At 62.0% G+C, this 20,906-nt stretch carries 16 protein-coding genes and 7 pseudogenes; 15 read left to right on the plus strand and 8 right to left on the minus strand.

The window, feature by feature from the left end; genetic code table 11:
- Positions 1–25 precede the first annotated feature (25 nt).
- The 3 genes and pseudogenes from HT737_RS04445 to HT737_RS04455 all read left to right on the plus strand — a co-directional run bounded on the left by HT737_RS04445 (position 26) and on the right by HT737_RS04455 (position 2,152).
- Positions 26–872 (plus strand): annotated as a pseudogene (locus tag HT737_RS04445) (ABC transporter permease).
- Between the two features lie 48 nt (positions 873–920).
- The gene (locus tag HT737_RS04450; RefSeq protein ID WP_095666868.1) at positions 921–1,601 is read left to right on the plus strand and encodes an SOS response-associated peptidase; all 681 of its coding nucleotides are present in this window, start codon (positions 921–923) and stop codon (positions 1,599–1,601) included.
- Positions 1,602–1,879: 278 nt separating this feature from the next.
- On the plus strand, positions 1,880–2,152 hold the full coding sequence (locus HT737_RS04455) for a hypothetical protein (protein WP_047294946.1): 273 nt from the start codon (positions 1,880–1,882) through the stop codon (positions 2,150–2,152).
- A gap of 45 nt (positions 2,153–2,197) precedes the next feature.
- Here the strand turns inward: HT737_RS04455 and HT737_RS04460 are convergent, their stop codons facing one another.
- From HT737_RS04460 to HT737_RS04470, 3 genes are all read right to left on the minus strand, one after another.
- Positions 2,198–2,353 carry a hypothetical protein gene (locus tag HT737_RS04460; RefSeq protein WP_182401615.1) on the minus strand — a complete coding sequence of 52 codons (156 nt, stop codon included), beginning with the start codon at positions 2,351–2,353 and terminating at the stop codon, positions 2,198–2,200.
- A gap of 62 nt (positions 2,354–2,415) precedes the next feature.
- On the minus strand, positions 2,416–2,727 hold the full coding sequence (locus tag HT737_RS04465) for an AzlD domain-containing protein (RefSeq protein ID WP_177327894.1): 312 nt from the start codon (positions 2,725–2,727) through the stop codon (positions 2,416–2,418).
- Positions 2,727–3,425, minus strand: coding sequence for an AzlC family ABC transporter permease (locus tag HT737_RS04470; RefSeq protein WP_027612977.1), 699 nt, complete (start codon positions 3,423–3,425; stop codon positions 2,727–2,729). Before HT737_RS04470 ends, HT737_RS04465 begins: the two co-directional genes overlap by 1 nt.
- Positions 3,426–3,577: 152 nt before the next feature.
- On the opposite strand from HT737_RS04470, the gene HT737_RS04475 reads away from it, so the two are divergent.
- A complete protein-coding gene (locus HT737_RS04475; RefSeq protein WP_182401617.1) occupies positions 3,578–3,964 on the plus strand; it encodes a DUF2784 domain-containing protein in 387 nt (128 codons plus the stop codon).
- Here the strand turns inward: HT737_RS04475 and HT737_RS04480 are convergent.
- Positions 3,961–4,489, minus strand: a pseudogene (locus HT737_RS04480) (DUF3087 domain-containing protein). The gene HT737_RS04475 and the pseudogene HT737_RS04480 sit on opposite strands and share 4 nt — an antisense overlap.
- A 223-nt stretch (positions 4,490–4,712) precedes the next feature.
- Between HT737_RS04480 and ppnN the strand changes: the two are divergent.
- Positions 4,713–6,087: pseudogene (gene ppnN, locus HT737_RS04485) on the plus strand (nucleotide 5'-monophosphate nucleosidase PpnN).
- A gap of 188 nt (positions 6,088–6,275) precedes the next feature.
- On the opposite strand, the gene HT737_RS04490 reads toward ppnN, so the two are convergent.
- Together HT737_RS04490 and HT737_RS04495 are read right to left on the minus strand one after the other, a co-directional pair.
- Complete coding sequence (locus tag HT737_RS04490) at positions 6,276–7,670, minus strand: FAD/NAD(P)-binding protein (protein WP_182401619.1); 1,395 nt, start codon at positions 7,668–7,670, stop codon at positions 6,276–6,278.
- The gene (locus HT737_RS04495) at positions 7,671–8,234 is read right to left on the minus strand and encodes a helix-turn-helix domain-containing protein (RefSeq protein ID WP_047598262.1); all 564 of its coding nucleotides are present in this window, start codon (positions 8,232–8,234) and stop codon (positions 7,671–7,673) included. It abuts the gene before it with no gap.
- An 85-nt stretch (positions 8,235–8,319) separates the two neighbouring features.
- Between HT737_RS04495 and HT737_RS04500 the strand changes: the two genes are divergently transcribed.
- The 7 genes and pseudogenes from HT737_RS04500 (at position 8,320) to HT737_RS04530 (ending at position 15,532) form a co-directional block, all read left to right on the plus strand.
- Positions 8,320–9,258 (plus strand): DMT family transporter, encoded by a 939-nt coding sequence (locus HT737_RS04500; protein WP_047294959.1) that lies wholly within the window; start codon positions 8,320–8,322, stop codon positions 9,256–9,258.
- 214 nt (positions 9,259–9,472) lie between these two features.
- Positions 9,473–12,393, plus strand: a pseudogene (locus tag HT737_RS04505) (monovalent cation/H+ antiporter subunit A).
- The gene (locus HT737_RS04510) at positions 12,393–12,737 is read left to right on the plus strand and encodes a Na+/H+ antiporter subunit C (protein ID WP_003225953.1); all 345 of its coding nucleotides are present in this window, start codon (positions 12,393–12,395) and stop codon (positions 12,735–12,737) included. The pseudogene HT737_RS04505 and the gene HT737_RS04510 overlap by 1 nt, the downstream one beginning before the upstream one ends.
- Positions 12,734–14,413 carry a monovalent cation/H+ antiporter subunit D gene (locus tag HT737_RS04515; RefSeq protein ID WP_131670198.1) on the plus strand — a complete coding sequence of 560 codons (1,680 nt, stop codon included), beginning with the start codon at positions 12,734–12,736 and terminating at the stop codon, positions 14,411–14,413. The genes HT737_RS04510 and HT737_RS04515 overlap by 4 nt, the downstream gene beginning before the upstream one ends.
- Complete coding sequence (locus tag HT737_RS04520; RefSeq protein ID WP_047294965.1) at positions 14,410–14,898, plus strand: Na+/H+ antiporter subunit E; 489 nt, start codon at positions 14,410–14,412, stop codon at positions 14,896–14,898. Before HT737_RS04515 ends, HT737_RS04520 begins: the two co-directional genes overlap by 4 nt.
- On the plus strand, positions 14,895–15,173 hold the full coding sequence (locus tag HT737_RS04525) for a K+/H+ antiporter subunit F (RefSeq protein WP_003225959.1): 279 nt from the start codon (positions 14,895–14,897) through the stop codon (positions 15,171–15,173). Before HT737_RS04520 ends, HT737_RS04525 begins: the two co-directional genes overlap by 4 nt.
- Positions 15,170–15,532, plus strand: coding sequence for a Na+/H+ antiporter subunit G (locus HT737_RS04530; RefSeq protein ID WP_182401621.1), 363 nt, complete (start codon positions 15,170–15,172; stop codon positions 15,530–15,532). Before HT737_RS04525 ends, HT737_RS04530 begins: the two co-directional genes overlap by 4 nt.
- A 145-nt stretch (positions 15,533–15,677) precedes the next feature.
- On the opposite strand, the gene HT737_RS04535 is transcribed toward HT737_RS04530, so the two are convergent.
- The gene (locus tag HT737_RS04535) at positions 15,678–16,118 is read right to left on the minus strand and encodes a DUF3995 domain-containing protein (RefSeq protein WP_047294968.1); all 441 of its coding nucleotides are present in this window, start codon (positions 16,116–16,118) and stop codon (positions 15,678–15,680) included.
- 94 nt (positions 16,119–16,212) lie between these two features.
- Between HT737_RS04535 and HT737_RS04540 the strand changes: the two are divergent.
- Together HT737_RS04540 and HT737_RS04545 are read left to right on the plus strand one after the other, a co-directional pair.
- Positions 16,213–16,603, plus strand: a pseudogene (locus HT737_RS04540) (DUF2946 domain-containing protein).
- Positions 16,604–16,695: 92 nt separating this feature from the next.
- Positions 16,696–18,829, plus strand: a pseudogene (locus tag HT737_RS04545) (TonB-dependent receptor).
- A 126-nt stretch (positions 18,830–18,955) separates the two neighbouring features.
- On the opposite strand, the pseudogene HT737_RS04550 reads toward HT737_RS04545, so the two are convergent.
- Positions 18,956–19,997, minus strand: a pseudogene (locus tag HT737_RS04550) (low specificity L-threonine aldolase).
- 126 nt (positions 19,998–20,123) lie between these two features.
- On the opposite strand from HT737_RS04550, the gene HT737_RS04555 reads away from it, so the two are divergent.
- On the plus strand, positions 20,124–20,834 hold the full coding sequence (locus tag HT737_RS04555; protein WP_182401623.1) for a TraX family protein: 711 nt from the start codon (positions 20,124–20,126) through the stop codon (positions 20,832–20,834).
- Positions 20,835–20,906 lie beyond the last annotated feature (72 nt).

Raw genomic sequence — 20,906 nt, forward strand, 5'->3', positions numbered from 1 at the left:
GATTCGCTGTGAGCGGAGCCCACGTATGACCACTCGCAGTAATGAACTGCCCGCTCCTCCTCGGCGCTTGTCGAGGCCGCGAGCGTCATCCCTCAACCCGACATGGCGACGGCGCCTGAAAGGTCTGGCCCTGCCGCTGCTGATCGTAGTCGTCCTGGAGTTCATCGTGCGTCTCGGCTGGCTGCCGTCCTACCAAATGCCGGCCCCCAGCGAGATCGCCCTGACCCTCACCGACCTCGCCGAAGGCGCGCTGTGGAAACACATCGGCGCCAGCCTGATCCGCGTGTTGCTCGGGTTTGCAATTGGCGCCAGCCTGGCACTGGTGTTCGCCGCCTGGGTCGGCCTCAGTCGTGAGGCCGAGGCGTATCTGGAACCGACGTTCGCCGCGCTGCGTTCGATTCCGAGTCTGGCCTGGGTGCCGCTGTTGCTGCTGTGGCTGGGCATCGATGAAACCTCGAAGATCGTGCTGATCGCCATCGGCGCGTTCTTTCCGGTGTACGTCAACGTGGTCGCGGCGATTCGCAACATCGATCGCAAACTGGTCGAGGTCGGGCGCATCTATGGCTTCAGCCGCCTGCAACTGGTACGGCGGATTCTGTTGCCGGCCGCCCTGCCCGGCCTGTTCACCGGGCTGCGCAGCGGCATGAGTCTGGCGTGGATGTTTCTGGTGGCCGCCGAGCTGATCGCCGCGACCAAAGGCCTCGGTTATCTGCTCAGCGACGGCCGCGAGACCTCGCGACCGGGACATCGTGCTGGCAGCGATCATCGTGCTCGCCGTGCTTGGCAAACTCAGCGATGGTGTGCTCGCGCTGCTGGAGCGTCGCTGGCTGGTCTGGCGCGACACGTTCACCGGTCAGGCGGCGCAGGATTGATTGGCCAGAGCCAACTAAGCTGAAAGCGTGCAACCGGAGATTCAGCGCATGTGCGGAAGACTCTCGCAGTACCGTGGCATTCACGACTTTGTCGCGGTGCTGAGCATTCCCGATGCGCTGATCAATCACGTCGGCGACGCCGCGCTGGAACACTACAACGCGGCGCCGACCACGTCTCTTGCCATTCTTCATCAATATGATCAACGCCTGTATGCCGACAACCTGCGCTGGGGCTGGCGTCCGCACTGGGCCAGGGACCGCGCGGCGCCGATCAACGCCCGCGTAGAAAAAGTCGCCCATGGCCCCTTCTTCCGGGCGATCTGGCGTCATCGGTTGATCGTGCCGGTCGACAACTGGTTCGAATGGGTCGACGGCCCGGATAATACCCGACAGCCGTGGCTGATCCGGCGTGCCGATCACGGGCCGGTGTTCTGTGCGGCCATCGGCCAGTTTCCGACACCCGGCAACGACGCCCGGGACGACGATGGTTTCGTGATCATCACCGCCGACAGTGTCGGCGGCCTGCTCGATATCCATGATCGCCGACCAGTGGTGTTCCGCCCGGAGCTGGCTGCCGAGTGGCTCGACCCGGCAACACCGGCGGAACGTGCCGAACAGATGCTGCTGTTCGAAGGTGAAGCCAGCGAGGCCTTTGCCTGGCACAAAGTCGGCAAAGCGGTCGGCAATTCGCGCAATCAGGGCGCCGGGCTGATTGAAGAAGTGGCTTAAAGATCCGTGATCTCACGCGTTTACCCTGTAGGAGCTGCCGCAGGTGATTACAGGTGACACTCGATCTTTACAGCTGGTGTTTCATTGCTGAAACAGCCTCAAAAAAACAGTCGTTTGAGCGATTTAACCGCTTGTCTGACATTTCAACCGTCATACATACATTTAGATGCACTACGGATAGCATGCGCGCCGCATTTCCAATTGGCATACCAGTTGACCAAAGAGTCAACAAACCAGGAATCCCCTACAACTTTTACCAAGCCTTGCAGAGAACTAAGTTGCGCGACGATTTTGCAATCAAACAGGCCAACGGCCTGGAGTGTATTTATCTGTCCATGACAGAACGCTTTCAACTCGACTGTTTTATCGGCCACTACATCAAGACCCGAAACCTGCGTTCAGTGCCGGACATCGAACGTATTCTGCGCACCACGCTCGAAGGCTATCCCGGCCACCCACCGGTGATGGTCAATGAGCTCAATGCGTGGATCGACAAGACTTTGGGCTATCGGGCGTCACATCCGGACTTCCCGCACCTGGAAGACCTGTGAAACAACAAAAAGCCCCGCTGCTGCGGGGCTTTTTGCATGGGGCTGTCAGAATTTCACGTCGGGCCCGGTGAGCTCCTTGTCATCGTCGTGCTTCCACGTCTGTTCCTTGCGTTTCTCGCGCTCGATTTCCTCTTCGCTCGGTTCGTCCACTTCGTCGTCTACTGCCTGGTTTTCATCCGGACGCTTTTCCTCGGTCGTCATGTGAACTTCGCCTCGTCGACAATAATCATCCAATAAGCGTAGAACAGTTTTTCCCCGTCAACTTACAACCACCAGCGCAACAAAAAGAAAAACGCCATGCTTAAAAGCATGCTGAGCAACGTATTGCGGGTGTACAGCACCAAGCCGATCGCAACCAGCGAACTCAGCAGATACGGATTATCCCACTGCACATTCAATTGTTTGTCCGGCATGAACACGATTGGTCCGCAGATCGCCGTCAACATTCCCGGTACGGCAAACCCGAGAAACTGCCGCGCGTTGCTGCTCAAACGCAATGGCAGGCGCGGTTCGAGAAACACGTAGCGGTTGAGGAACACCAGAATCCCCATGCCGACAATCACTGCCCAGACCATCATGTGCGCCCCCGATACAACTTGTTGCAGACAAATCCTGCGGTCATCCCGGCCAGCCCCGACAGCACCAGCGCCGAGCCCCATTGCCAATAGCTGAACAGCACCGAGCAGAACAGCGACACCGCCACGCAAACCACGGTCGGCACGTTACGCACCACCGGGGTGATCAATGCGATGAAAGTGGCGGCAATCGAGAAGTCCAGGCCCAGATGCTCAAGTCCCGGAATACTGCTGCCCAGGACGATGCCGGCCAGTGTGAACAGGTTCCACGCGATGTAGAACGTCAGACCGACGCCCAAGGCATACCAGCGATTGAACTGCTGGCGGTCATGCTGGCTGGTCAGGGCAAACAGTTCATCGGTGAGCAAAAAGCCCAGACCGATGCGCCAGCGCCCGGGCAGCGGCGAGATCACCGAGCGCATGCTCATTCCGTACAACAGGTGCTGCGAGGTCAGCAGCAGTGTGGTCAGCAGAATCGAGAAAATCCCGGCACCGCCCTTGAGCATGCCGATCGCCACCAGTTGCGCGGCGCCCGCGAACACAATGCTCGACAGGCCCTGCCCCTGCAGCGGTGTGAGATTGGCTTCGATCGCCATGGAGCCGGCGAGCAGCCCCCACGGCGCCGTCGCCAACGATAACGGCATGATCGCCGCAGCGCCGCGAAGAAACGCACGGCGCGGCATAAGTGAGTCAGACATAACGCTCTTCAACCGAGGAAACGGTCGCAGACTCTGCCAGCAAATGCCCCTTCGTGGCTTGAACAATCTTGCGCACTTGCGCTGAATCGCCACGCCCGGGCGCCGCTGTCGGCGTACCATGGAGGCCTTCACAACCGTGTCAGGGAGACGACATGCTGTACCGAATCGCAGCCGACGGGCTGGTGCTGTTCCATCTGTCATTCATTCTGTTCGTGCTGTTCGGCGGGCTGCTGGTGCTCAAATGGCCACGCCTGATGTGGCTGCATCTGCCAGCGGTGGCGTGGGGCGTGGCAGTCGAGGTGTTGCACCTGACCTGTCCGCTGACCTACTGGGAAAACCTGATGCGCCACGCCGCCGGCCAGACCGAATACGCCGGCGGCTTCATCGAGCACTACGTGTGGCCGATCATCTACCCCGCAGGTCTGACGCCACAGATCCAGTTGGCACTGGGCAGCGTGGTGCTGGTGATCAACCTGCTGGTCTACGGGCGTCTGGCCCGTGCGTGGAAATTGCGCCGCGCCAGCCGCATCCCGTTTTAACGCGCGGCGGGTTTCAAGGCTTGCAGCCAGGCCGGATCCAGGCGCTTCTGGTCGACCTCCAGACCCAGCGCCTGCATCCGCTCCTGGTGCGCTGCGACCTCCCGCTGCAACTGCGCGTGATCGCTGGAGTTACCGTCCAGTTCGTGCATCTGGGTCAACCCCAGATGATAGAAACGCAGCACCTTCATCGCCGTCGGGTCGTTTTGTTCAACGGCCGCTGTCACCTGATGCATCACGTTGGTCACACTCATCAGGCTGCGCTTGAGCCGCCAGCTATAGACCGCCGGGGCCATCCACGGCTGCTGCCAGAACTGCCCGCGCATCAGCGCCGCCGTCAGCAGAAAACGCGACGAACACTCCCCCGACATTGAAACGCAGATTATCGCCGCCGGGTTCACCGAACAGCGCCACCGCCGCCGTCGAAAGCGCCATCGCCAACACCAGGAACAGCACGGCAATGATCAGCGTGCTGCGACGGGTCTGCTGGCGAAACGTTGCTGGGTCCATCGGCTGGATCTCGAACATCAGGCATGACTTCCTTGAACGATAAAAAGGGCAACGGAAAAAACTCGTTGCGCATTATCGCCTCTGCGCACGATTTAGCTATGCTGGGGGCCCTTTTCATCTTTTCAGCGTCCAACGGGGACATGGCGGTACAGCGCAGATCGTGCCATCTTCATTCATGGATACACACTATTCGGATGCCATTTGCCTGCCATTGGAATGACATCGTTTTAAGGATCATTGCATGACCCAACGACACGTAATCAACGCCTCGGTCAGCCCGAAAGGCAGCCTGGAAACCCTTTCTCAACGTGAAGTGCAGCAACTGAGCGAAGCCGGATCCGGCAGCACCTACACCCTCTTCCGCCAGTGCGCCCTGGCCATCCTCAACACCGGCGCGCATGTTGACAACGCCAAGACCATCCTCGAAGCCTACAAGGACTTCGAAATCCGCATTCACCAGCAAGATCGCGGCGTGCGCCTCGAACTGCTGAACGCCCCGGCCGACGCGTTCGTCGACGGCGAAATGATTGCCAGCACCCGCGAGATGCTGTTCAGCGCCCTGCGCGACATCGTCTACACCGAAAACGAACTCGACAGCCAACGCATCGACCTCAGCACCTCGCAAGGCATCAGCGACTACGTGTTCCACCTGCTGCGCAACGCGCGCACCTTGCGCCCGGGTGTCGAGCCGAAAATCGTCGTGTGCTGGGGCGGTCACTCGATCAACACCGAAGAATACAAATACACCAAGAAAGTCGGCCACGAACTGGGCCTGCGCAGCCTCGACATCTGCACCGGTTGCGGCCCCGGTGTAATGAAAGGCCCGATGAAGGGCGCGACCATCGCCCACGCCAAGCAGCGCATCCACGGTGGGCGCTACCTTGGCCTGACCGAGCCGGGGATCATCGCCGCTGAAGCGCCCGAACCCGATCGTCAATGAGCTGGTGATCCTGCCGGACATCGAAAAACGTCTGGAAGCGTTCGTGCGTGTCGGCCACGGCATCATCATTTTCCCGGGCGGCGCCGGCACCGCCGAAGAGTTCCTGTACCTGCTGGGTATCCTGATGCATCCGGACAATCAGGGCCTGCCGTTCCCGGTAATCCTGACCGGGCCGAAACATGCCGCGCCGTACCTGGAACAACTCGATGCCTTCGTCACCGCCACCCTGGGCGATGCGGCCAAACAGCACTACGAGATCATCATCGACGACCCGGCCGAAGTCGCCCGGCAGATGACGGCCGGCCTCAAAGCGGTGAAACAGTTCCGCCGCGAGCGCAACGACGCGTTCCACTTCAACTGGCTGCTGAAGATCGACGAAAGCTTCCAGCGTCCATTCGATCCGACCCACGAGAACATGGCCAACCTCAAGCTGCACCGCGACCAGCCGCCCCACGAACTGGCCGCCAACCTGCGCCGCGCGTTCTCCGGGATCGTTGCCGGCAACGTCAAGGACAAGGGCATCCGCTTGATCGAGGAACACGGGCCGTACCAGATCCGTGGCGACGCAGCGATCATGCAACCGCTCGATGCGCTGCTCAAAGCCTTCGTCGCCCAGCACCGGATGAAACTGCCGGGCGGCGCGGCGTATGTGCCGTGCTATCGCGTGGTGGCGTAACTCTTCCGGCCACCCAATGTGTGAGCGGGCTTGCCCGCGAAAGCGGTGTGTCAGGCAACATGGATGTTGACTGGCACGGCCTCTTCGCGAGCAAGCTCGCTCCCACAGGATCTGTTGTGTGGCGCACAGGTCTTTCCAGGCAGATTCCCTCGGGGGAGCGAGCTTGCTCGCGAAAGACCAGCATCACCTTATCCCGCCAATCGCGCCGCCAATGCCTTGGCCTGCAACGCCACATCCGTCACTGCCGTGCTTTCCCACCACATTCCGCGTAGCGGTGGGCCCATGGCGAACAAACGGCTGGCGACTTGCCCCTCGGAGTTCAGCACCGCGCCGTCCACCGCTGCTGCAATCCACAACGCCAACGGCCCCGGACGCACCAGCCCACGCGCCAGCAACTGCTGCGGCAACGGTCGCGCCACGCGCCGCCAGTCATACTCGATGCCACTGGAATTGATCAGCGCTGCGCCGTGTACCACGCGAGTCTCAGACTCACCGCGTGGCCGAATGCGAATGCTGATACCCTGCTGCGTACTCGGCTCAAGCCCCTTGAACGACGCTGCCTGAATCCGCAACCGTCCCTCGTTGTGCAAGCGTTCAACCAACGCCGCACTCAGCGGTGGCGAACGATGATGATGACTCTCCCACCATGGCCGCACATGGCGTACGAATTGTCTTCGCTGCACGTCAGTCGCCTGACTCCACAGCCGGCCGATGTGCGCTCGCACGGTGTCCAGCGGCGCCTGCCAGTCGATGCCTTGGGCAATGGCGTCAAGGCAATGCCTGCGCAGTTCGTGCAGCAACTGTCGCGGCGTGCGAATGCCCGGATCTTGCGCAAGGAAATCCACCCACGCCGGCGGTTGCCGACGTACATGGGGCAACAGTCCATGGCGGGAAAACACGTCGATCGGCCCGCGATGCCCGGCCTGCTCCAGAGAGACGACCGCATCGACCATGGTCAGCCCGGAGCCGATGATCAGCACGGTTGACTGCGGATCGAGCTGGCGCATGGCCGCGACGTCCCATGGATCAAGCGCAGCGGCGTTCAGGCCGCTGGAATCCTTCTGCGGCGTGCGCGCGGCGGGGAACATGCCCGTGGCGAGGACAGCAAAGGCGCCGTTCAGGTGCTGCCCATCGTTCAGGGTCAGTTGCACCGAATCAGCATCGGTTTGCAGATCGACGACTTCGGCGCGAACGTGCTCGACGGTCGAACCGTGCCGCGCACCAGCGACTCGCGCCTCGGCCAGGCGCTGCTGCACATACACGCCAAACAGCCCGCGCGGCGGGAACAGTTCACTGATCGGCACGTTCTGCTCGGCAGATTCCGGCCAGCCGCCGGCGGCAACGTGCGCAGTCAGCCATTGGGTCAAGTCATCAGGGTTGTCCGGGTCGACACTCATGCGCGCCGCATTGCCGTTGAGCGTGTGGCCCAGTTCGACGGCGCTGTAGGCTTCGCCACGGCCGAGTTCGGCGCGCGGTTCGATGATCAGGATCCGCCGCTGGCCGGGCAGTCGCAGCAATTGCACGGCCAGCATCGTGCCGCTGAGGCCACCGCCGATGATCAGGATGTCTGCACGCTGATTCATTCAAATCACCACATTGCGCACAAAGCGCACCGCCACCGGCCCGTCATTGCGATAGCCGTGCGGCTGGTTGCTGGCAAACATGAAAAACTCGCCAGTCGCAATGGTATTGGTCACTTCACCCACCGTTAACGTCAGGCAACCTTCGAACACATAGATCTGCTCACTCCAGCCATCGGCGTCGGGTTGCGACGGGTAGACCTCGCCCGGTTGCAGACACCATTCCCATTGTTCGACTTCACGGGTGGCGGTGGCCTTGGACAGCAGCACCGCTTTGCTCCCGGGAATCACCCCGGCCCACGCCACTTCGTTGATGCGACTGGTATCGCGTGCGTCTGGGGCCTGGATCAGGTCGCTGAAGGCTACATCGAGCGCTTCGGCGACGCGGTCGAGGGTGGTCAGGCTGACATTCTTTTCCCCGGCCTCGATCGCCACCAGCATGCGCCGACTGACGCCGGACTTTTCGGCCAGCGCGGTCTGGCTCATGTCAGCAGCGTGGCGCAGGCGCCGAACATTGTGGCTGACGTGTTGCAGGACGGACGCCCGTTGGCTGGAATCTTTGTGCACTATATTGCTCACTCGGTGGGGTTGGGCAGTATACTGCGCAACGTTGGGCGCATTGTGCGTCCTGCCTTTTATAGTGCGCAAGGTCATGACGTCAGTGAACAGCTCCCCCACCCCTCTTCGCTTCTCCCGCTTCAGCAAGGCCGAGTGCGTGCTGGTGCTGATCACCATGGTCTGGGGCGGTACATTTCTGCTGGTGCAACACGCCATGACCGTCAGTGGCCCGATGTTCTTCGTCGGCCTGCGCTTTGCCGCTGCGGCCGCCATTGTCGCGCTGTTTTCCTGGCGCCACTTGCGCAACCTGACCCTGTTCGAACTCAAGGCCGGGACCTTCATCGGCGTGGCGATCATGCTCGGTTACGGCCTGCAAACCGTTGGCCTGCAAACGATCCCGAGCAGCCAGTCGGCATTCATCACCGCGTTATACGTGCCCTTCGTGCCATTGCTGCAATGGCTGGTGCTGGGCCGTCGGCCGGGACTGATGCCGAGCATTGGCATCATGCTGGCGTTTACCGGGTTGATGCTGTTGTCCGGGCCGTCCGGGGCTGCGCTGAATTTCAGCCCCGGCGAAATCGCCACGCTGATCAGCGCCATCGCGATTGCCGCCGAGATCATTCTGATCAGCACCTATGCCGGTCAGGTCGATGTACGCCGGGTGACCGTGGTGCAACTGGCGGCGACCTCGGCGCTGTCGTTTCTGCTGGTGGTGCCGACCGGTGAGGCACTTCCGGATTTTTCCTGGACGCTGCTGGTGACCGCACTGGGACTCGGCGCGGCGAGTGCGGCAATTCAGGTGGCGATGAACTGGGCGCAGAAAAGCGTTTCGCCGACCCGGGCAACGTTGATCTATGCCGGTGAGCCGGTGTGGGCCGGGATCGTCGGGCGGATCGCCGGGGAGCGCTTGCCGGCGATTGCCTTGGTGGGTGCAGGGTTGATTGTCGCGGCGGTGATTGTCAGTGAGTTGAAGACCAAGGGTAAGGTTGACGTCGAAGTTGATGGTGCGTTGGAGAATGACAGCGGCAATTGAGCGCGAAGATCAAAAGATCGCATCCTGCGGCAGCTCCTACAGGGACATGCATTCCAATGTCGGAGCTGCCGCAGGCTGCGATCTTTTCGCCCCTGAAACAAAGCCAAACCAATTTTTTTCAGACTACTTTGTAGGATTCTGAGACATCCTGGCGTTTGGTAATCAGGGAGCTGGCACGTATGATGCTTCACAAACTTCCGCAGATTAGAAGCCTATGTCCCTGATAGTTCTACTGCTTCTGCCATTCATTGGCAGCTGTCTGGCAGCGGTGCTGCCACACAATGCGCGTAATACCGAATCCCTGTTGGCAGGTCTGGTCGCTCTGATCGGCACCGTGCAGGTCGCGCTGTTGTACCCGCAAATCGCCCACGGCGGCGTGATCCGTGAAGAATTCATGTGGCTGCCCAGCCTCGGTTTGAACTTCGTCCTGCGTATGGACGGTTTCGCCTGGCTGTTCTCGCTGCTGGTGCTGGGCATCGGCGCCCTCGTCTCTTTATATGCGCGTTATTACATGTCGCCGGACGACCCGGTGCCACGCTTCTTCGCCTTCTTCCTGGCGTTCATGGGCGCCATGCTCGGTCTGGTGATCTCCGGCAACCTGATCCAGATCGTGTTCTTCTGGGAGCTGACCAGCCTCTTCTCGTTCCTGCTGATCGGCTACTGGCACCACCGCTCCGATGCCCGGCGTGGCGCCTATATGGCGCTGATGGTCACCGGCGCCGGAGGACTATGCCTGCTGGCGGGGGTCATGATCCTCGGCCATGTCGTCGGCAGCTATGACCTGGACAAGGTCCTGGCCGCCGGCGATCAGATTCGCGCACATGCCCTCTACCCCATCCTGCTTCCCCTCATCCTTATCGGCGCCCTCAGCAAAAGCGCTCAGTTCCCTTTCCACTTCTGGCTGCCGCACGCCATGGCGGCGCCCACTCCGGTTTCGGCTTATCTGCACTCGGCGACCATGGTCAAGGCCGGGGTATTTCTGCTCGCACGCCTGTGGCCGTCGCTGTCCGGCAGTGAAGAATGGTTCTACATCGTCAGCGGCGCCGGCGCATGTACGCTGTTGCTCGGCGCCTACTGCGCGATGTTCCAGAACGACCTCAAGGGTCTGCTGGCCTACTCGACCATCAGTCATCTGGGCCTGATCACCTTGCTGCTGGGCCTCAACAGCCCGCTGGCGGCGGTCGCCGCGGTGTTCCACATTCTCAACCACGCGACCTTCAAGGCCTCGCTGTTCATGGCCGCCGGGATCATCGACCACGAAAGCGGCACCCGAGACATTCGCAAGCTCAGCGGCCTGATCAAACTGATTCCGTTCACCGCGACCCTGGCGATGGTTGCCAGCGCGTCGATGGCCGGCGTACCGCTGCTCAACGGCTTCCTGTCGAAAAGAAATGTTCTTTCGCCGAAACCGTTTTCATCAATGCCACCGCGTGGGTCGAAGCGGCCCTGCCGATCGTCGCAACCATCGCCGGCACCTTCAGCGTCGCCTACTCGCTGCGCTTTACCGTCGACGTGTTCTTCGGCCCGACGGCCACGGACCTGCCGCACACCCCGCACGAACCGCCGCGCTGGATGCGAGCGCCGGTCGAGCTGCTGGTGTTCACCTGCCTGATCGTCGGGATTTTCCCGGCGCAAGTGGTCGGTCCGCTGCTCGCGGCCGCCGCACTGCCGGTAGTGGGTGGAACGCTGCCCGAGTACAGCCTGGCCATCTGGCACGGTCTGAATGCGCCGATGATCATGAGCCTGATCGCCATGTCCGGCGGCATCGTGGTCTATCTACTGCTGCGCAATCAGCTCAAGCGTGGCCGCTTCAAATACCCGCCGCTGGTAGGTCGCTTCAACGGCAAGCGGCTGTTCGAGCGCAGTCTGGTGCTGATGATGCGCATGGCCCGCCGGGTAGAACGTCGACTCGGCACCCGCCGCCTGCAGATGCAACTGTTCCTGATGGTATTGGCGGCAGTGCTCGCCGGCCTGATCCCGATGCTGCACAGCCAGCTGAGCTGGGGCGACCGGCCGAAGATTCCGGGCTCCATCGTGTTCGTCACCCTGTGGCTGCTGGCGATTGCCTGCGCCCTCGGCGCCGCATGGCAAGCCAAGTATCACCGTCTCGCCGCCCTGACCATGGTCAGCGTCTGCGGGCTGATGACCTGCGTGACCTTCGTCTGGTTCTCGGCGCCGGATCTGGCCCTGACGCAACTGGCGGTGGAAGTGGTGACCACGGTGCTGATCCTGCTCGGCCTGCGCTGGTTGCCGCGACGCATCGAAGAAGTCTCGCCACTGCCGTCGAGCCTGCGCAAGGCCCGGGTGAGGCGCCTGCGCGACTTGCTGTTGTCGATTGCGGTCGGCGCCGGCATGGCGCTGCTGTCCTACGCGATGCTGACGCGGCAGACGCCCAACGACATTTCCTCGTTCTACCTCAGCCGGGCCATGCCCGAAGGCGGTGGCAGCAACGTGGTCAACGTGATGCTGGTGGACTTCCGTGGCTTCGATACCTTGGGTGAAATCACCGTGCTGGTGGCCGTGGCGTTGACCGTGTTCGCCCTGCTCCGGCGTTTCCGCCCGCCGAAAGAAAGCCTGCAACTGCCGGCGCAGCAACGCCTGCTCGCGCCGGACGTGGTCACCGATCTGGTCAACCCGCGCAGCGCCAGCGATACCGCGCTCGGCTTCATGATGGTGCCGGCGGTGCTGGTGCGCCTGTTGCTGCCGATTGCGCTGGTGGTGTCGTGCTATCTGTTCATGCGCGGCCACAACCAGCCGGGCGGCGGTTTCGTTGCCGGGCTGGTGATGTCGGTGGCGTTCATCCTGCAATACATGGTCGCCGGGACGCAGTGGGTCGAGGCGCAAATGAGCCTGCGACCGCTGCGCTGGATGGGCACCGGGCTGCTGTTCGCCACCGCCACCGGTCTCGGCGCGATGGCGGTCGGTTATCCGTTCCTGACCACCCACACCTGGCATTTCGCCTTGCCGCTGCTGGGCGACATCCATATCGCCAGCGCGCTGTTCTTTGACATTGGCGTTTACGCCGTGGTCGTGGGCTCGACGCTGCTGATCCTCACCGCTCTCGCCCACCAATCGGTGCGTGGTCACAAGACCGCGTCGCTGCCCAAGTCCGTCGCCAGCAAAGGAGCCGTCTGATGGAAGAAGTCATCGCAATCGCCATCGGCGTCCTCGCCGCGTCCGGCGTGTGGCTGGTGCTACGGCCACGGACGTTCCAGGTGGTCATGGGCCTGTGCCTGTTGTCCTACGCGGTCAACCTGTTCATCTTCAGCATGGGCAGCCTGTTCATCGGTAAAGAGCCGGTGATCAAGGACGGCGTGACCCAGGACTTGCTGCATTACACCGATCCGCTGCCGCAGGCGCTGGTGCTGACTGCAATCGTCATCAGCTTTGCCATGACCGCGCTGTTCCTGGTGGTGTTGCTGGCATCGCGGGGCCTGACCGGCACTGACCACGTCGACGGCCGGGAGCCCAAGGAATGATGGCGATGACTCACCTGATCGCCGCACCGATCCTGCTGCCGCTGCTGACCGCCGCCATCATGCTGATGCTCGGCGAGAAGCACCGGCCGCTGAAGGCGAAAATCAACCTGTTCTCCAGCCTCGTCGGCCTGTTCATTTCGGTGATGCTGCTGCAATGGACGCAAACCACCGGGGTGCCCGGCTCCATCGGCGTGTACCTGCCGGGCAACTGGCAGGCGCCGTTCGGCATCGTGCTGGTGGTCGATCGCCTGTCGGCATTGATGCTGGTGCTGACCGGGATCATCGGCGTCAGCGCCCTGCTGTTCGCCATGGCGCGCTGGGACGGCGCGGGCTCGAGCTTCCACGCGTTGTTCCAGATTCAGCTGATGGGCCTGTACGGCGCGTTCCTCACCGCCGACCTGTTCAACCTGTTCGTGTTCTTCGAAGTGCTGCTCGCGGCCTCATATGGCCTGTTGCTGCACGGCTCGGGTCGGGCGCGGGTATCGTCGGGCCTGCATTACATCTCGATCAACCTCCTGGCCTCGTCGCTGTTCCTGATTGGCGCGGCGCTGATCTATGGCGTCACCGGCACCTTGAACATGGCCGATCTGGCGCTGAAGATTCCGCTGGTGCCGGAAGCCGACCGTGGCTTGCTGCATGCTGGCGCGGGGATTCTTGCGGTGGCGTTTCTGGCCAAGGCCGGCATGTGGCCACTGAACTTCTGGCTGGTGCCGGCCTACTCCTCGGCCAGCGCACCGGTCGCGGCGATGTTCGCGATCATGACCAAGGTCGGCGTCTACACCCTGCTGCGCCTGTGGACGCTGCTGTTCTCCGGCCAGGCCGGGGCATCGGCGTTCTTCGGCGGCGACTGGCTGATCTACGGCGGCATGGCGACCATCGCCTGCGCCGCGCTGGCGATTCTGGCTGCGCAACGCCTGGAGCGCATGGCCAGCCTGAGCATTCTGGTGTCGGCGGGGATTCTGCTGTCGGCGGTGGGTTTCGCCCAGCCGAACCTGATCGGCGCGGCGCTGTTCTATCTGGTCAGCTCGACCCTGGCCCTGAGTGCGCTGTTCCTGCTGGCGGAGTTGATCGAGCGTTCGCGTTCGGCCAACGAAATCCCGCTGGAGGATGAAAGCGAACTGCTGCCGCGTCCGCAGGAATCCCTGCAACCGCCCAAGGGCATCAACCTCGATGACGAGCAGAAAGCCGTGGTCGGCCAGGTCATTCCGTGGACCATGGCGTTTCTCGGCCTGAGCTTCATTGCCTGCGCCCTGCTGATCATCGGCATGCCGCCGCTGTCCGGGTTCATCGGTAAGCTCAGTCTGATCGGTGCGCTGCTCAATCCACTGGGGCTGGGCGATGAAGCGCCGATTTCCAACGCGTCCTGGGCGTTGCTGGCGCTGCTGATCCTCTCCGGGCTGGCCTCTCTGATGGCGTTCGCGCGCATGGGCGTCCAGCGTTTCTGGACCCCTGAAGAGCGTCCGTCACCGCTGCTGCGCAAACTCGAATGTGCGCCGGTTTTCCTGTTGCTGGGGCTGAGCATCGCCCTGACCTTCAAGGCCGAACCGCTGCTGCGCTATACCCAGGCCACCGCCGACGCGCTGAACAACCCGCAGCAATACGTGATGGCCGTGCTCGGCACCCGCGCCGTACCAAGTCCGGAAGCCAAAGCCGCGATGCTGGAGGTGCAGCCATGAAGCGCGTGTTCCCGGCTCCGCTGCTGTCACTGGCGTTATGGGTTTTGTGGCTGACACTCAATCTCTCCGTCAGCCCGGGCAACCTGCTGCTCGGCGCGATACTCGGGTTCGCCGCACCGTTGATGATGCGCAAGCTGCGCCCGAAACAGGTGCGCATTCGCCGCCCGCTGACCATCCTGCGTCTGTTCGTGATGGTCGGCCGTGACGTGATCCTCTCCAACCTGATCGTCGCCTGGGGCGTGCTCAACGCCGGTCGCCGACCGCCACGCTCACGCTTCGTCAAAGTGCCGCTGGACCTGCGCGACGCCAACGGTCTGGCCGCGCTGGCGATGATCTGCACCGTGGTGCCGGGCACCGTGTGGTCGGAGCTGGCACTGGATCGCAGCATTCTGCTGCTACACGTCTGGGATCTGGATGACGAGGCGCACTTCATCCACCACTTCAAGACTGCCTACGAGCAGCCGTTGATGGAGATTTTCGAATGAGCCCGTTGCTGTCGAACGCGATTCTGCTGACGCTGTTCCTGTTCTCGCTGGCGATGGTCCTGACCCTGATCCGCCTGTTCAAGGGGCCGTCGGCGCAGGATCGAGTCCTGGCACTGGACTATCTGTACATCGTCGCCATGCTGATGATGCTGACGCTGGGCATTCGTTATTCCAGTGACACTTACTTCGAGGCAGCGCTGCTGATCGCGCTGTTCGGCTTCGTCGGTTCATTTGCCCTGGCGAAATTCCTGCTGCGTGGCGAGGTGATCGAATGACTGCGCAATTGTCGTTGTGGGTCGAGATTCCGGTGGCGATTCTACTGGTGCTCAGCGGGGTGTTTGCGCTGCTTGGCGCAGCCGGCTTGCTGCGCATGAAGGATTACTTCCAGCGCATGCATCCACCGGCGCTGGCCTCGACGTTGGGCGCGTGGTGCGTGGCGCTGGCGTCGATCATCTGCTTCTCGGCACTCAAGTCCGGGCCGGTGATGCATGCCTGGCTGATTCCGATCCTGCTGGCGATTACTGTGCCGGTGACCACGTTGCTGCTGGCGCGGGCGGCGTTGTTCCGCAAGCGCATGGCCGGGGATGATGTGCCGGCTGAGGTCAGCAGCCGCAGGTCCGAGAGTGGTAGTTAATTCGGCGGTGTCTGGGCAGGCCTCTTCGCGGGCAAGCCCGCTCCCACAGGGTTTTGGGTGGAGTCCATTACTTGTGAACACCCACAATCACTGTGGGAGCGGGCTTGCCCGCGAAGAGGCCGGTACTGCCAACACATGAGCCGAGTCAGACCCAAGCCACCGCCAACAATCCCGCCCCCAGCAACAGACACAGCGGTGAATACACCCAGGTATCCAGCCGCGCAAATCGCGACCCCTTCACTTCCTTGAAAAAACCCACCAGATGCGAATCGCCGATCGCCCGGGCAAACATCAGTAACGCAATCGCACTGATCACCCACTGCAGCGCCTTGTGATGCACCGGCGGCATGCCCCAGCCGACCCGCATGCACACTAGCGCGGCGATCACCAATAACGCCGCCGCCACCAACAGGGTGATCCAGCCAGACGGTTTGAATGCCGGTCGCACCGTCGCCACCAGTCCTTGCACCGGGACTTGCGGTACCGCCGCCACCGCCGCCCATTGCCCACCCAGCGCCCAGTACACGTGTACCAGGGCGATTGCCGCAAATATCGTCACCAGCCATTGAGCCAACACAAAGGTCATGGTCGAGAATCCTTTCTGGGGATTTGAACAAAACATCCTAGTCGGCATTTTTTGAAGTGCACGACCGATCGGCGGTACGGTAAAGTGCCGCCCCATGAAATTCACCCGTTCCGATCGCTCACTGCTGGCCTGGATGCTTTATTGCTGCGTCCTGTTCAACGTGTTCGCCTGCAGCATCGGTCACGGGCAAATGGTCGGGATGCAGCTCAACGGCATCGGCGGCCAATTCTGTACGGTCGACCCGGCCACCCAAGCGCCGCTGAGCAGCAATCCCAGCGAAGAACCATTGCCGACCCTGTCCAAGGCGTTTGGCTGTCCGCTGTGCTCGGTCGGCGGCGGCATGGGCCCGGCATTCAACTCCAGCCTGACCCTTGCGGTGCTGCCCGAGCAACACAGGCCCGCCGCTGGCGCCCATCGTCAGCGCCGACCTCCCTGCCCGCTTCACCTGGCCCTCGGCCAACCCTCGCGCCCCGCCGCTCGCCTGAGTGTCTTTGTTTTTTTGATTTGTCAGCCCACTGCGCCAACGCGCGGCGTTCGCCTGTGCGCTGATTCCCAGACAAGCATTCAGGATTCAACGATGAAACATATTCCTCTGCTGGCCAGCCTGTGCGGCTGCCTGTCCCTTAACGCCTGGGCGCAATCCTCCGTGGATCTGGCGCCGATCACCATCGACGGCGAATCCACCAGCGAACCAGGCCTGAGCCTAGAGCAATCCAGCGGCATGGCTTCGCGCCTCGGCCTCAGCGTGCGCGACACACCGGCTTCGGTGGCCATCGCCAATCGCAACGACATCGAACGCCACGGCGCGCAGAACTTCCAGGACGCCGCCAACACCCTGCCCGGGGTCAATGCCAGTGCGCCGCCTGGCTTTGGCGGATTCGTCTCCTACCGTGGTTTCACCAGCAGCCAGATCACCCAGATGTTCAACGGCATCAACGTCTCCGGCGGCCTCGCCCGGCCGGTGGATGCGTGGATCTATGATCGGGTCGAACTGGTGGGCGGCCCGTCGTCGCTGATCAACGGCGCAGGCTCGGTCGGCGGCTCGCTGAACTACGTGACCAGACTGGCAACCCGCGACGAACAAGCCGCTGAAGGTCGCATCAGCTACGGCAGCTACGACACCACCGAAACCGCGTTCGGCCTCAACCATGCGCTGACCGAACCGAGCGCCGACGTGCAGCACTATGCGCGCCTTGATGTCAGCCACAACACCAGCAACGGCTACATTGACCGCCAGGAACGCGATGCCTGGAGCGTGGCGTTTTTCGTTGCTCAGCGACCTTACGCCGGATCTGTCGCACACGCTGGCCTTGGAATATCAAGACGAACACGAAGACAGCCCGTACTGGGGCACGCCGGTGCTCAACCCCAAGGCCGGCGAGTTGAAGATCGACAAACACAACCGCTTCAACAACTACAACGTCGAGGACGGGCGCTACGAACAGCGCACGATCTGGGTGCGCTCGATTATCGACTACCGGGTCAACGACAGCACCACCCTGCGCAACACGCTGTATCACCTCGACAGCCAGCGCGACTACCGCAACCTCGAAACCTATCAGTACAACGCCGACAACAGCGCGGTAAACCGTTCCACTGCCTATCAGGTGCGGCATCAGGGTGAGCAGAACGGCAACCAATTCGAACTGCGCCACGACAACAGGTTTTTCGGTCTCGACACGACGTGGTCCGGTGGTTTCGAGTACAAGGTCAACCAGACCACCAACTCGCCGCTGAATATCAAAGGCGCGAGCACCGTCGATCCGAACAACTACCGCCCGGGGCATTTCTACGATATTCCCGGCACCAACCCGGCGCTGATCAGCGACAAGACCAACGAAGTCACGACCAAAGCGCTATTCGCGGAAAACCGTCTGGCCCTGACCGACAAACTGGCGCTGCTCACCGGCCTGCGCTACGACGACATCGACCTCGACGTGACCAACCATCGCACGGTGACGGCCACCAATCCCAAGCACCTCAAACGCAGCTGGGAGCCGGTCACCGGGCGCGTTGGCCTGACCTATCAGTTCATCCCGTCGGCCAACGTCTACGTGCAATACAGCACCGCCGCCGAACAACCGAACGGCACGCAGGACTTCGATGTTTCAACCGGTAAACAGTGGGAAATCGGCAGCAAGTTCGACTACCTCAATGGACGTGGCGCGGCGACGGTTGCCGCCTACACCATCGAACGCAAAGACTTCGCTGTAACTGATCCGCTGGACCCGACCAGCAGCATCCCGGTCGGTCAGCAAACCTCGAAGGGCATCGAGATCGCCAGTTCCCTGCGGATTACCGACAAGCTGTTGGCCGAAGGCAACTTCGCCTGGGTCGATGCGCAGTACGATGACTTCACCGAAAAGAACGCCGCTGGCGTGGTGGTTTCACGCAAGGGCAACACACCGACCAACGTCCCGGATCGGGTCGGCAATCTATGGCTGACTTATGATTTTTCGCCGCAATGGCAAGGTGGGGTCGATGCGCGGTATGTGGCGTCGGTGTATGCGGACACGGCGAACACCATGACTGTGCCTTCGTACACACTGTTCGGCAGCTTCCTCAGCTACAAGGTCGACTCGCATACCACCGTTACCGGGCGAGTGCGTAACCTGACCAATGAGGTGTATGCCGAGTTTGCGCATGTGTCGCCGGCTTACTATCTGGGTACGCCGCGCACCTTTGAATTGGCGGTGCAGACCAGGTTCTGAACTTAACCCGACGCCTTGTAGGAGCTGCCGCAGGCTCGGGCCGCGATCGGACGATCTTTTTGACTTTTGATTTTAAGATCAAGATCAAAAAGATCGCAGCCTGCGGCAGCTCCTACAGAGGAAGAATCAGGCGGACATCACTTCGCGGATATCGCGCGCCAGTTCGCGCACACGTTCTTCTTCGGTGTCCCACGAGCACATGAAACGCGCGCCGCCCTTGCCGATGAAGGTGTAGAAGCGCCAGTTCTTGGCGGTCAGCGCGGCGATGGCCGGTTCCGAGAGTTGCAGGAACACGCCGTTGGCCTGCACCGGGAACATCAGTTCCACGCCCGGGATGTCGCTGACCAGCTCGGCCAGCAATTGCGCGCAGTGGTTGGCGTGGCGGGCGTATTTGAGCCAGGCGTCGTTTTCGAGGATGCCGACCCACGGTGCCGACAGGAAACGCATTTTCGACGCCAGTTGCCCGGCCTGTTTGCAGCGGTAATCGAAGTCTTCGGCCAGTTTGTGGTTGAAGAACAGGATTGCCTCACCCACCGCCATGCCGTTTTTGGTGCCGCCGAAGCACAGCACATCGACACCTGCTTTCCAGGTCAGGTCGGCTGGCGAGCAGCCGAGGAACGCGCAGGCGTTGGAGAAGCGCGCGCCGTCCATGTGCAGGTGCAGGCCCAGCTCCTTGCAGGTGGCGCTGATGGCGCGGACTTCTTCCGGGGTGTAGACGCTGCCGACTTCGGTGGCCTGGGTCAGGGTCACGACCCGTGGTTTCGGGTAGTGGATGTCCTGGCGCTTGAGCGCGACTTCGCGGATCGACTGCGGGGGTGATCTTGCCGTTTTCGGTACCGGCGATCAGCAGTTTCGAGCCGTTGGAGAAGAATTCCGGGGCGCCGCATTCGTCGGTTTCGACGTGGGCGGTTTCCGAGCAGATCACGCTGTGGTAACTCTGGCACAGCGACGACAGCGCGAGCGAGTTGGCGGCGGTGCCGTTGAAGGCGAAGAACACTTCGCAGTCGGTTTCGAACAGCTTGCGGAAATGGTCGGCCGCGCGTGCGGTCCATTCATCGTCGCCATAAGCGCGCTGGTGGCCGTGGTTGGCCTGTTCCATGGCAGCCCAGGCTTCAGGGCAGATACCGGAGTAGTTGTCGCTGGCGAATTGTTGGCTCTTGTCGGTCATGGCCGGCTTCCGTGGTCGAGACTCTTGTGAAGGCTCGTGGTCAATGAGGGTGCGCACTTTACCGAAGATCTTCCGGGGAGCACACGGGATGTCGCTGTCAGAACTTTACAAGGATGCGAGCCGATTATGCACCTGAGCCAGCGCGACGGCGCACTCGATCTGCTCAAGTGGCTGGCGCTGCTGAGCATGCTGGTCGATCACCTGCGATATGTCGGGATCAGCGCCGATTGGCTGTATGTGCCGGGACGCATGGCATTCCCGTGGTTCTGTCTGGCGATGGCGGCGAACCTGGCCCGCGCCGGTGCACAGAAGACCGAGTGGCGCTATCTGGGCTGGTTGCTGCTGTTCAGTCTGGTCAGCGAAATTCCTTACCGCTTGTACATTCCCGATCCCGACACCTTGAACGTGCTGCCCACCCTGGCGCTCGGGTTGCTGGTGGCGCGGGGCTGGCAGGATCGTACGTTGTTGTCGCGGCTTTTGGGCGTGGGCGCCTTGCTGCTGGCGGCGTTGTTTGCGCAGTGGCTGATGTTCGGCATGTTTGGCGTGCTGTTGCCGCTGGCGCTGCTGTGGGTGATCCGTCGTCCCTGGTATTTTGGCGTGCTGCCGGGGCTGGTGTGTCTGGCGGGCAATCAGTGGCGGGTGCTGTATGAGGCGGCGGAGTTAGGCAATTACGTGGCGGTGTTTGGTATCGCGGCGTGTCTGATTGCGCCATTGCTCGGGATAGTCTTGTTGCGACATGCCGGATCCCTTCATCCATTGCCCATGCGCCGCTGGGCGTATGCGCTCTATCCCCTGCATTTCCTCCTGCTGCTCGCCATCCGTGCGGCATACACCTGACCCCTGTGGGAGCGAGCCTGCTCGCGAAGGCGGTCTGTCAGCCAACTTCCATGTCGGATGTGCCGGCCTCTT

This window comes from Pseudomonas sp. MD195_PC81_125 (assembly GCF_014060985.1).
GTDB classification, from domain to species: domain Bacteria; phylum Pseudomonadota; class Gammaproteobacteria; order Pseudomonadales; family Pseudomonadaceae; genus Aquipseudomonas; species Aquipseudomonas parakoreensis.